Raw genomic sequence first — 11,587 nt, forward strand, 5'->3', positions numbered from 1 at the left:
CGCATTCCCAAAGGGCATCCTTTGCAGGCGCTACCGGCCGCATGTTGGCTAAATCCGGCGTCCTGCGAGAAAAATGAGCTGATGATAGCGCTTTCTATCTTCAACCGCGTCGTCATGGCAGCCGTCACCTTGTTCGGCGTCGCCCTGATCGTGTTTGTCCTGTTGCGCGTGGTGCCCGGCGATCCGATCGCCATGATGATTTCGCCGGGCGCAAGTGCTGCCGACATTGCCGCTCTGCGCGCCCATTACGGCCTGGACGCGAGCCTCCCGGTCCAGTTCGGCTTGTGGCTGAAGGCGATGCTCGGCGGCGACTTCGGCACCTCGATATCTCTCAAGCGCAGCGTTCTCGACCTGCTTGGCGAGCGCCTGCCGGCAACGCTCGAACTTGCCGTCGCCGCCCTCGTCCTTGCGGTTGCATCGGGGGTAACGATCGCGGTCGTCGGCACGCTCATGCGGCGCGGCCCGCTCGAACCGGTTGTCGACGCCCTGAATGGGGTTTTTCTGGCCGTTCCAGATTTTGTCTGGGCCCTGGCACTCGTTTTGATGCTCGGGGTCTTCTACCCACTGTTTCCGCTTTCCGGTCGGATCGACCCTACGACCGACATGCCGTTTGCGACATCGTTTTATCTGATCGAGAGCCTCGCGCGGCTACGCTTTGCAGTTTTTTCCGATGTCGTCGCACATATGGCTATGCCGGTGCTCGCGCTTGGCCTCCCGCTTGCTGCAATCATCGCCCGTGTCCTTAAGGCGGCATTGTCCGAAGCGATGATGCAGGATTACATTCTCCTCGCCCGGCTGAAAGGCATGTCGGAGCTTCGCCTTGTGGTGCAGGAGGCGCTACGCAACGCGATCGGCCCGACCATCGCGCTCACGGGTGTCCAATTCACCTTTCTCATCGGCGGCACAGTTATCGTCGAGCGGATTTTCTCATACCCCGGCATCGGCAACATGGCGATTGACGCCGTCATCAACCGCGACCTGCCCTTGATCCAGGGTCTCGTACTCGTCTTCGGGGTGCTGTTCATTCTGGTCAACCTGCTTGTCGACCTCTTGGTTGCCGCATTCAATCCGAGGCTGCGTCATGGTTGATATTCCTTCTTATCCCAAACAAACGGCGGCCAAACGGCGACGGCGCGCACTCATGGCCCAACCGAAGGTCGTCCTTGGCGGCGCATTCATCCTCATCCTCGTCCTGCTTGCAGTCGGCGCGCCATGGATCGCGCCCAAGGATCCGCTCGAACAGGACCTCATGCTTGGCACCCTGCCTCCTGCCTGGATCGACGGTGCGGAGCCCGGCTACTGGCTCGGCACCGACGATCTCGGCCGCGACGTGCTCTCGCGCCTGATCTTCGGGACCCGCATTGCGCTGCTCGTCGCCTTTGTCGCAGCAACGCTTGCAGCTCTGATTGGCACGTTGCTGGGCCTCATCGCCGGTTGGTACGCCGGCTGGGCGGACCGGGTCATTTCGCGCCTTGTCGACATATGGATGGCATTCCCGCCCGTCCTCTTGTCGATCCTTCTTGTTGCTGTTCTCGGCGCCGGCGTTCACTCGGTGATCGCCGCCATCGTCATCATTGACTGGACGCGATTTTGTCGTGTCGTCCGGTCCGAAACGAAGTCCCAGGCGCAGATGGATTATGTAACGGCTGCGCAAACCATAGGCTTTTCCCGCGCACGCATTCTTTTTTCGGAAATACTGCCGAACGTCGCGCCGGTCCTCATCGCCCTGGTGAGCCTGGAGATGGGCATTGCGGTGATCGTCGAAGCAATCCTGTCCTTCGTCGGCCTTTCCGTTTCCTCGGACACACCGACATGGGGCGGCATGATCGCTGCCGGCAGGCAGATGATCTATCAAGGCTGGTGGGTCATGGTCGCGCCGCTTATCGCGCTGTTTGCTACAGTCCTGGCATTCAACCAGCTGGGCGATGGCCTTCGCCGTGCCCTTGATCCGGTGATGGGCCGATGAGCAATCTTCCTCTCCTTTCCATAACCGGCCTGACGGCTGTTTCCGATCGTGACGGCGGCGCTTCCATCCTCAGGGATGTGTCGCTCAAGATGATGCGTGGCGAAGTGCTCGGCCTCGTCGGTGAAAGCGGCGCGGGAAAATCCACGATCGCAAAAGCCTTGCTCGGCATCCTGCCACGCACCATTCGTGTCACTGGCGGTTCGGTTCTGTTTGAGGATCGCGATCTGTTGACCCTTCCTCCGAGGACATTGCGGCAGATCATCGGAAACGAAATCGCGCTCGTTCCGCAGGATCCGCAAACGGCACTCAACCCGAGCCGGCGCATCGAAGCGCAGCTGACGGATGGCCTTAGAATGAAACGTGGGATGTCCGCGCGGCAAGCGCATGCAAGGGCCATCTCGCTTTTGGAGGAGGTGCACATCCGCGATCCCTTGCGTGTGCTGCAGGCCTATCCGCATGAGCTTTCCGGTGGAATGCGCCAGCGCGTGCTGATCGCCGCCGCCTTCTCACTGGAGCCCAAGCTCGTGGTTGCCGACGAGCCGACGACGGCACTCGACGTGACCGTGCAAAAGCAGATACTGCGTCTGATCCGGGCCATGCAGGACAAGCATGGAACGGCTGTGATCTTCGTAACGCACGACCTCGGCGTTGTCGCACAGATCTGCGATCGTGTGACACTGCTTTATTCGGGCAAGGTCGTCGAAGCCGGATCGTGTGCTGACGTTCTCGAGCGACCGGCTCACGCTTACACAGCGGCCCTGCTTGCGGCGAGCCCGCGCTATGACCGTCCGGACGCCGGGCTGACGCCTGTCCCGCAGGCCGTGTTCGATCAGTTGCGGCGGGAAATTGGAACGGATGCGAGGCCAAATGTCTGACAAGCTTTTGACCGCATCCGGCATCGAAGTCACATACGGCGCGACCCGCGGACTGCTCGGAAAGCCGGGCGGCGGCCACAAGGTGCTGTTTGACGTCGACATTGACATCAGGCGTGGAGAAACAGTCGGCATCGTCGGTGAATCCGGTTCGGGCAAGACGACGCTTGGCCGCGCACTGCTTCGGCTCGTCAATGTTTCGGCCGGTACGATCCATTTCGACGGGAAAGACATCACGGACATTCCCGACGCGGCACTACGGCCACTGCGAAGACGCATGCAGATGATCTTTCAGGATCCGATGGCTTCGCTGAACCCTCGCCACACGATCCGGCGCATTCTCGTGGAGCCCCTGCTCCTGCACCGTCTCGCAGACGACGCCAGGAGCGCAGAGCGCCGGATCGCCGCGATCTTCGAGCGCTTCATGTTGCCGACCGCCTGCCTTGATCGCAATCCGCATGAGCTGTCGGGCGGCCAGCGCCAGCGTGTCGGCATTGCGCGAGCAGCACTGCTCGAACCCGACTTCGTTCTGGCCGACGAAGTCGTTTCCGGGCTCGACGTCTCCACCCAGGCCCAGGTCCTCAACCTGATGAAGGAACTCTCGCGAGACCTCGGTCTGTCCATGGCCTTCATCAGCCACGATCTGTCCGTCATCCGTGCAGTCTGCGACAGGGTCTACGTGATGCGGCACGGCACCGTGGTAGAGCACGGTTCGTGCGATCGTGTCTTTACTGCTCCCGAAAACGCCTACACGCGCGCCTTGCTTGACGCCATTCCCCTGCCCCGTATTGAGCCCGGTTGGCTCGACCGCGTTGCCGAGGCTTAGTTCTTCCGGTGAGCGTCAGGGATGCGAGCGACGATGCGTGGCAGCGACGCGCGCAACCTGTTCGTAAATACCCGTCAAAAGCTCCAGTGTCCGCGTTGCCTCTTCCAGTTTGTGCGGAAAATTCGGAACCGATTTGATGGCCGCAATCAACAGTGACGCACGGATGTCCGCATACTGGTCAGTGACCGCACGACCGCTTTCGGTCACCTGATAGGTGACGCCCGACCGGCCACTGCCCTGGCGCACGACCAGCCCCGCCCCTATCAGCTTTCGCAGGCTGTACTGGATGTTCGGAATGTCCTCGCGGTTGGCAAGACGCGCGAGATCCTTGATCGTTTTCGGGCGGTCATTCATCCGGATGATGTGCAGCATGGCATTCTCGGGACCGCTTGCGGCAATATCGACAACCGACGCGAGGCACTCCGTTTGCCAGCGGCCGAACGCCTCGTAGGCGCGCATCAGCGCGTACTCGATCTCGGCGACATCCACCTCGACGGCTGTGCGCGCCAGATGCCAGCTGCGGTCCACCGCATCAGGCTGCTTTTCATGCGGTTCCTTGCGCTGCATCTCTTCGATCTCCCAAAGCCAAGACATAGCCTCCACCCAAAACCGCGTCCATCAGCATTTGTCGATTGACAGCGATAAATTTAATCATAGAGTTTGTATCATAAATTATAACAAATAATACGAGGTGAACGCATGACCAATGAGCGCAACTCCATGTTCGACGACCAGCAGTTCCTGCTCGGGACCTTCGCGACCAACTGTTCCGGCGGCATGTCGGTAACAAAGGTTCCCGAACGCTGGGTGAACTCCTGGGACAACAACCTGCAACTTGCCCACCTCCTCGACGCGGCCGGCATCGACTTCATGCTCCCGATCGCACGCTGGATCGGGTATGGCGGCGATACAAACTTCCACGGCAACGTGCTCGAAACGATGACCTGGGCGGCCGCCCTTCTGGCGCGGACACGCGATATCAACGTCTTTGCGACGATCCATACGGCAGCCAACCTGCCGGCGGTCGTTGCCAAGCAGATCGCCACCATCGACCAGATCAGCGGCGGCCGGATCGGGCTGAATATCGTCGCGGGCTGGAACCAGCCGGAATATCAGGCGCTCGGTCTCGACCTTCCAGCCGGTCACGCCGAGCGTTACGAATATGCGCAAGAGTGGTTTGATGTCGTCAAGGCACTGTGGAGCCGCAAGGAGGCTTTCGACTGGAACGGCCAGCACTTCAAGCTCACCAACATTCTGGGAGACCCACGGCCATCCGGCCATGTCCCGATCCTGAACGCGGCAGGCTCCGGTGAAGGCCGCAACTTCGCGGTCCGCAACGCCGATTTCCTGTTCACGCCGGCAATCGATCTCGCCCGCTCGGTCGACGAGATCACCGCACTGAAGGCGCAGGCTGCAGACGTTGGCCGCCCTGTCGGCGTCCTGACTTTTTCACACGTCGTCTGCCGCCCGACGGAGAAGGAGGCTCGAGACTATCTTCGTCATTTCGGGCAGGACAATGCTGACTGGGACGCCGTCGACAATCTGGTGCGCCTGCAGTTTGCGCATGCCCAGTCCTTCCCGCATGACCTTTTGGCACTGATCCGGGACCGGATGGCCGCAGGCCATGGCGGCTTCCCGCTCGTCGGAACACCAGAGCAGATCGCAGACGGCATCCTTTCGCTGCATAAGGCCGGCTTCCGGGGCACGACGCTCTCGTTCGTGGACTATCTGGTGGAGTTCCCGTACTTCCGCGACACGGTCCTGCCGATCCTGGCCTCAGAGGGCATTCGCCGTCCAGCCAAGGCATTCGATATTGCTGTCTAACCCTGGCGGGGCGCTCAAATCGTTTTCGGCACTGTCGCCGCAACGTCTCCAACCGCCGCGAACGGAACGCTCCAGCATCTGAACCGGCGCATGCTCTATTGCGGAAAACCAATTCCGGTTGAGCAGGCGCACACACCACGCATTCTGGGAGGATTGTCATGCTGCTTCAGGAAAGCCAGGGCGGGCTTCAACCGTCAACGGACATGTTCCGGGCCGCCATGCGCCATCTTCCCGGCAATGTCGCCGTTATCACTGTTGGAACGGGTAGCGAGCGCTCCGGCCTCGTCGTCACATCTGCCGTTTCGCTGGCCGCCGACCCGCCACTGGTCATGGCCTGCGTCAACCGGTCGTCTTCCAGCTGGCCGCTTTTTCGCCGGTTCGGCCATTTCGGCGTCAATTCGCTGGCGGGCCACCAGCAGGACATTGCCGAACGCTTCTCCGGCCGCCACGGCTGCAAGGGCTCTGAGCGTTACGCCAACGCCGAGTGGATCACGCTTTCGACCGGTGCCCCGTTGCTGGTCGATGCCACCGTTAGCCTTGATTGCACGTTGGAGGAAATGATCGACCGGGCGACGCACTCCATCATTATCGGCCAGGTGAATGCCATTCGCGTCACTGAAGGCCAGGATGCGTTGATCTACTGGCATGGTGGATATCGCAGGCTCGAGCGATAGGGACGAGCCCACCGCCTGCGGGATTCCATTGATTAACCCTTGACGCCTCGCTCTGCCTCTATATATTTTAAACTTCAAATAACTTGATCGCCGGCACATGCGCGGCGTGACCGGGAAGGAATGAAGATGCGCATCGTCTGTATCGGAGGAGGTCCAGCGGGGCTCTATTTCGGCCTTTTGATGAAGAAGCTTCACCCTGAGCACTCCATTCGTGTCGTCGAGCGCAACCGGCCCTACGATACCTTCGGCTGGGGGGTCGTGTTCTCGGATGCCACCATGGCCGCGATGCAGGAATGGGACCCGGAAAGTGCCGCTGAGATCCAGGATGCGTTCAATCACTGGGACGACATCGAGGTCTGGTTCAAGGGCACCCGCCAGCGCACGTCCGGCCACGGCTTCGTCGGTATCGGTCGCAAGAAGCTGCTCAACGTCCTCCAGAAGCGCTGCGAGGAACTCGGCGTCGAGCTGATCTTCGAAACCGACGTGACCTCCGATCTCGACTTCCCCGACGCCGACCTGGTGATCGGATCGGACGGGTTGAATTCAAAGATCCGCAACCACTATCCCGAGGTGTTCCAACCCGACATGATCACCCGGCCGAACCGCTACATCTGGCTTGGCACCAACAAACTCTATGACGCCTTCACTTTCGACTTCCGCAAGACGGACCACGGCTGGTTCCAGGCGCACATCTACAAGTTCGATGACCAGACCTCGACCTTCATCATCGAGACGACCGAGGAGGCCTACCTGGCCCACGGTCTCGACAAGATGGATCAGGACGGCTCGATCGCGTTTTGCGAAAACCTGTTCCGCGAGGTGCTCGACGGCGCACCGCTGATGACCAACTCACGCCATCTGCGTGGTTCTGCCTGGCTGAACTTCAATCGCCTGATCTGCGGCAAGTGGAGTCATTTCAATGGCAACTCGCATGTCGTGCTGATGGGCGACGCGGCTCATACCGCACATTTCGCCATCGGCTCCGGCACGAAGCTCGCAATCGACGATGCGATCGAGCTGACAAGGCAGTTCCAGATGCACGGACACGGCAGGGAAGCGATCCCGGCCGTCCTCGAAACCTACGAGGAGATTCGCCGTGTCGACGTCGCGCGCATCCAGAATGCGGCGCGCAACGCCATGGAATGGTTCGAGGTCGTGGGTCGCCGCTACGCCGATAGGCTTGAGCCGCAGCAGTTCATGTATTCCATGCTGACCCGCTCTCAACGCATCAGCCATGAGAACCTGCGCCTGCGCGACAAGACCTGGCTCGAAGGCTACGAGCGCTGGTTTGCGAAGAAATCAGGCGTCGCTGTCGGAAACGACAGGTGCCTGCCACCGATGTTCACGCCCTATCAACTGCGCGGAACCACGCTCATCAATCGCATCGTGGTTTCGCCGATGGCCATGTATTCGGCACAGGATGGATTGCTGAACGATTTTCATATCGTCCACCTTGGCTCGCGTGCGCTCGGCGGTGCCGGACTGGTGTTTGCGGAAATGACCTGTGTCTCGCCCGACGCCCGCATCACGCCTGGTTGCCTCGGGCTCTGGAACGAGGAGCAAGCCGCGCAATGGCGCCGGCTGGTCGATTTCGTTCACACCAACAGCGCCGCCAAGATGGGAATCCAGATCGGCCACGCCGGCCGCAAGGGTTCGACCAGGCTCGCCTGGGACGGCATCGACCAACCCGTCAGCGAAGGCGGCTGGCCGCTGATCTCGGCCTCCGCCGTGCCCTATCTCAAGAACAGCCAGGTCCCGAAGGCGATGGATCGCGCCGACATGGACCGCGTCAAGGCAGACCATGTCCGTGCGGCGGAACTTGCGGTTACGACCGGCGTCGACTGGCTCGAACTGCACTGCGCCCACGGCTACCTGTTATCCAGCTTCCTCTCGCCGGTCACCAACCTGCGCGATGACGAGTATGGCGGCAGCCACGAAAATCGCGCCCGCTACCCGCTCGAGATCTTCCGGGCAATGCGCGCCGCCTGGCCCGAGGACAAGCCGATGTCCGTGCGACTGTCCTGCCATGACTGGATGGACGGCGGGAACACGCCCGAGGATGCGGCAATCTTCGCGCAGATGTTCAAGGATGCCGGCGCTGACCTCATCGATTGCTCCTCGGGTCAGGTGTCAAAAAACGAGCAGCCGGTCTACGGCCGCCTCTTCCAGACCCCGTTCTCCGACAAGATCCGCAACGAGGTCGGCATTCCGACAATCGCCGTCGGCGCGATCTCGGAGGCCGATCACGCCAACTCCATCATTGCGGCCGGTCGCGCCGATCTATGCGCCGTTGCCCGTCCGCACCTTGCCGACCCTGCCTGGTCATTGCATGAAGCAGCCAAGATCGGTCTGACCTCGATAGCGTGGCCGAAGCAATATCAGGCCGGCAAATATCAGTACGAGGCCAACCTCGCCCGCGCCGCCACGGCGGCGCCGGCCAAATAGGCGCGTCATGATGACCACGTCAGGCAAACTCTCAGGCCGCCACGCCCTCGTCACCGGCGCCGGGTCCGGTATCGGAGCGGCGATCGCCCGTGCCCTTGTTTCGGACGGGGCGCATGTGACGCTCGCCGGCAGAAGGCGCGAGCCGCTGCAGGCTCTCGCCGATGAAATCGGAACCGAAGGTGTTCATGTCGTCGATGGGTTCGATGTGACAAATGCGGCAGCAATCGCCAGGGGACTGGGGAGCGCCCGCAAGGCATTCGGCCCGGTAGACATTCTCGTCAACAATGCCGGCCAGGCCCCGAGCGCCGCCTTCGAAAAGACCAGCCTCGACATGTGGAATGAGGTGCTCGCCGTCGATCTGACCGGCGTCTTCCTCGTGACCCAGGCGGTGCTGCCCGACCTCAAGGCACGGGGAGACGGGGCACGCATCATCAATATCGCCTCGACCGCGGGGCTGACCGGGTATGGATACGTCTCCGCTTATGTCGCGGCCAAGCATGGCGTCGTTGGCCTGACCCGGTCACTGGCGCTGGAACTCGCAAAGACGGGGATAACCGTCAATGCAGTCTGCCCGGGCTTTACCGACACACCGATCATCGCGCGATCGATCGAAATGATCATCGAAAAAACCGGGCGCAGCGCCGAACAGGCGCTCGCCGAATTCACGAAATCCAATCCGCAAGGCCGGCTCGTAAAGCCCGAAGAGGTCGCGGACGCAGTGCTGTGGCTTGCGGCCCCCGGCAGCGCATCGATCAACGGACAGGCCATCGCAGTGGCTGGTGGGGAGGTTTTGGCGGGATGAGCGACAACGACATGACCATGCAGGGACACCTGCGCTCCTTCAGGGACCTTCAACCCCGGCATTTCCTCTGGGACGTCAGCGAGGACGGACGCGTTGCGACGATCACGCTCAACCGGCCGGATCGGAAGAACCCGTTGACCTTCGACAGCTATGCCGAGTTGCGCGACCTGTTTCGCGATCTCGCCTATGCATCGGACGTGCGGGCGATCGTGCTATCGGGAGCTGGCGGCAATTTCTCGTCTGGCGGTGACGTGTTCGAGATCATCGAGCCGTTGACGCGCATGGCAATGCCCGAGCTCCTTGCGTTTACGCGCATGACGGGTGATCTTGTCAAGGCGATGCGCAAATGCCCACAGCCGATCGTCGCCGCTGTCGACGGCATCTGTGCAGGCGCTGGCGCAATTCTCGCCATGGCGTCCGATCTCAGGCTGGCGACTCCTGAAGCAAAGACTGCCTTCCTCTTTACCCGCGTCGGGCTTGCGGGGGCAGACATGGGCGCATGCGGGATCCTCCCCCGCATCATCGGCCAGGGCCGCGCCGCCGAATTGCTTTACACCGGGCGTTCCATGTCCGCCGCCGAAGGCAATGCCTGGGGCTTCTACAATGCCCTTCATCCAAGCAGCGATCTCTCCGCCGAGGCACACAAGCTAGCAGCCTCGCTGGCCGACGGACCGTGGTTCGCACATGGCATGACCAAAACCATGTTGAACCAGGAATGGGCGATGGGCATCGACGAGATGGTCGAATCCGAAGCGCAGGCACAGGCCATCTGCATGGCGACACAGGATTTTCGCCGCGCCTTTGAAGCCTTTGCCGCCAAGCGCAAGCCAACCTTCGAGGGAAACTAGACTATGACCATTCCCGCGACATTGACTGGTCCATCCTGGGATCATCTCGACTGGCCGTTCTTCGACAGCAGCCATCGCGAATTCGCAACCCGGCTGGACGCATTCGCCAAGTCCGATGCGATGACGATGATCGACCACACCGATGTCGATGCCGCATGTCGCAGGCTCGTCCGGGCGTTGGGCGACGCGGGAATTTTGAAGGTGGCAACGGGCGCTTCCGAAACCGACCCGCTGATTGATTCACGCCTGGTCTGCCTGGCGCGCGAAACCCTTGCCTGGCATGACGGATTGGCGGACTTCGCCTTCGCGATGCAGGGGCTCGGGACCGGAGCGATCGGCCTCAGCGGTTCGGCCGCCCTTCGCGCCGCCGTCATGCCGAAAGTGCGCAGCGGCGAATGGCTGGCCGCCTTTGCGCTGTCTGAAAAGGACGCCGGATCAGATGTTGCCGCCATGGCCTGTGCGGCGCGCGCCGACGGCGACCACTACATTCTCGATGGTGAAAAGACATGGATCTCCAACGGTGGCATCGCCGATGTCTATACCGTCTTCGCCCGCACCGGCGAGGCGCCGGGTACGCGCGGCATTTCAGCCTTCGTCGTCCTCGCCGATGACCCCGGCTTCTCGATCGCCGAGCGCATCGATGTCATTGCCCCGCACCCGCTCGCAACAATCCGCTTCGAGAGCTGCCGTATCCCCGCATCGCGGCGGCTCGGCGGTCCGGGCGAAGGTTTCAAGATCGCCATGCGCACTCTTGATATCTTCCGGGCTTCGGTCGCCGCCGCCGCCATGGGCTTTGCCCGGCGCGCCCTTGACGAAGCGCTTTCGCATGCGAGAGAGCGGCAGATGTTCGGAGCAAAGCTGGCCGATCTCCAGCTGACCCAGGCAGCCCTCGGCGACATGGCAACGGGGATCGACGCCGCGACGTTGCTGACCTACAGGGCTGCGTGGCGACGCGATGTGCAGAAGCTGTCGACGACGCGGGAAGCCGCAATGGCGAAGATGACGGCGACGGAAACGGCGCAGACCGTCATCGATCGCGCAGTTCAGCTGTTCGGCGGTCGCGGTGTCCGGACCGGCGAAATTACCGAAAAACTCTATCGGGAGATCCGCGCGCTACGCATCTACGAAGGCGCAACTGAGGTGCAGAAGCTCATAATCGCGCGCGAACTCCTGAAGACCAAATGATGAGAGACATAATGCTACATACACGCGAGATCTTCGACTGGGCCGATCCTTTCCGGCTGGTGGAGCAGCTGACGGACGAGGAGCGCATGGTGCAGGAGACTGCACACGCCTATGCGCAGGAGAAGCTCTTGCCGCGCGTGCTCGA

The 11,587-nt window shown here is 61.6% G+C and carries 11 protein-coding genes and 1 pseudogene; 11 read left to right on the forward strand and 1 reads right to left on the reverse strand.

Annotated elements, in window-relative coordinates:
- Nucleotides 1–81: 81 nt before the first annotated feature.
- The 4 genes from FHX16_RS28075 to FHX16_RS28090 are packed head-to-tail and all read left to right on the forward strand — an operon-like array spanning nucleotide 82 to nucleotide 3,664.
- Entirely contained in the window at nucleotides 82–1,089 is a 1,008-nt protein-coding gene (locus FHX16_RS28075; RefSeq protein ID WP_259131589.1) for an ABC transporter permease, read from the forward strand.
- A 52-nt stretch (nucleotides 1,090–1,141) separates the two neighbouring features.
- Nucleotides 1,142–1,966 carry an ABC transporter permease gene (locus tag FHX16_RS28080; RefSeq protein WP_246712816.1) on the forward strand — a complete coding sequence of 275 codons (825 nt, stop codon included), beginning with the start codon at nucleotides 1,142–1,144 and terminating at the stop codon, nucleotides 1,964–1,966.
- Entirely contained in the window at nucleotides 1,963–2,841 is an 879-nt protein-coding gene (locus FHX16_RS28085) for an ABC transporter ATP-binding protein (RefSeq protein ID WP_183864843.1), read from the forward strand. The genes FHX16_RS28080 and FHX16_RS28085 overlap by 4 nt, the downstream gene beginning before the upstream one ends.
- Nucleotides 2,834–3,664: an ABC transporter ATP-binding protein gene (locus FHX16_RS28090; protein WP_259131591.1), complete on the forward strand. Its 831-nt coding sequence runs from the start codon at nucleotides 2,834–2,836 to the stop codon at nucleotides 3,662–3,664. Before FHX16_RS28085 ends, FHX16_RS28090 begins: the two co-directional genes overlap by 8 nt.
- A gap of 15 nt (nucleotides 3,665–3,679) precedes the next feature.
- On the opposite strand, the gene FHX16_RS28095 is transcribed toward FHX16_RS28090, so the two are convergent.
- A complete protein-coding gene (locus FHX16_RS28095; RefSeq protein WP_259131594.1) occupies nucleotides 3,680–4,258 on the reverse strand; it encodes a winged helix DNA-binding protein in 579 nt (192 codons plus the stop codon).
- Between the two features lie 105 nt (nucleotides 4,259–4,363).
- On the opposite strand from FHX16_RS28095, the gene FHX16_RS28100 reads away from it, so the two are divergent.
- The 7 genes and pseudogenes from FHX16_RS28100 to FHX16_RS28130 form a co-directional block, all read left to right on the forward strand.
- Nucleotides 4,364–5,488, forward strand: a complete 1,125-nt coding sequence (locus FHX16_RS28100) for an LLM class flavin-dependent oxidoreductase (RefSeq protein WP_183864841.1) — start codon at nucleotides 4,364–4,366, stop codon at nucleotides 5,486–5,488.
- Nucleotides 5,489–5,646: 158 nt separating this feature from the next.
- Complete coding sequence (locus tag FHX16_RS28105; protein WP_183758587.1) at nucleotides 5,647–6,162, forward strand: flavin reductase family protein; 516 nt, start codon at nucleotides 5,647–5,649, stop codon at nucleotides 6,160–6,162.
- Nucleotides 6,163–6,288: 126 nt separating this feature from the next.
- Nucleotides 6,289–8,607 carry a bifunctional salicylyl-CoA 5-hydroxylase/oxidoreductase gene (locus tag FHX16_RS28110; protein WP_259131598.1) on the forward strand — a complete coding sequence of 773 codons (2,319 nt, stop codon included), beginning with the start codon at nucleotides 6,289–6,291 and terminating at the stop codon, nucleotides 8,605–8,607.
- A 7-nt stretch (nucleotides 8,608–8,614) separates the two neighbouring features.
- Complete coding sequence (locus FHX16_RS28115) at nucleotides 8,615–9,409, forward strand: SDR family NAD(P)-dependent oxidoreductase (protein WP_210281060.1); 795 nt, start codon at nucleotides 8,615–8,617, stop codon at nucleotides 9,407–9,409.
- Nucleotides 9,406–10,257 (forward strand): enoyl-CoA hydratase family protein, encoded by an 852-nt coding sequence (locus FHX16_RS28120; RefSeq protein ID WP_183758581.1) that lies wholly within the window; start codon nucleotides 9,406–9,408, stop codon nucleotides 10,255–10,257. The genes FHX16_RS28115 and FHX16_RS28120 overlap by 4 nt, the downstream gene beginning before the upstream one ends.
- 3 nt (nucleotides 10,258–10,260) lie before the next feature.
- Nucleotides 10,261–11,442, forward strand: a complete 1,182-nt coding sequence (locus tag FHX16_RS28125; RefSeq protein ID WP_259131601.1) for an acyl-CoA dehydrogenase family protein — start codon at nucleotides 10,261–10,263, stop codon at nucleotides 11,440–11,442.
- 11 nt (nucleotides 11,443–11,453) lie between these two features.
- Nucleotides 11,454–11,587: pseudogene (locus FHX16_RS28130) on the forward strand (acyl-CoA dehydrogenase); the annotation flags it as partial.

The sequence above is a fragment of the Rhizobium sp. BK661 genome, assembly GCF_024808825.1.
GTDB lineage: Bacteria > Pseudomonadota > Alphaproteobacteria > Rhizobiales > Rhizobiaceae > Rhizobium.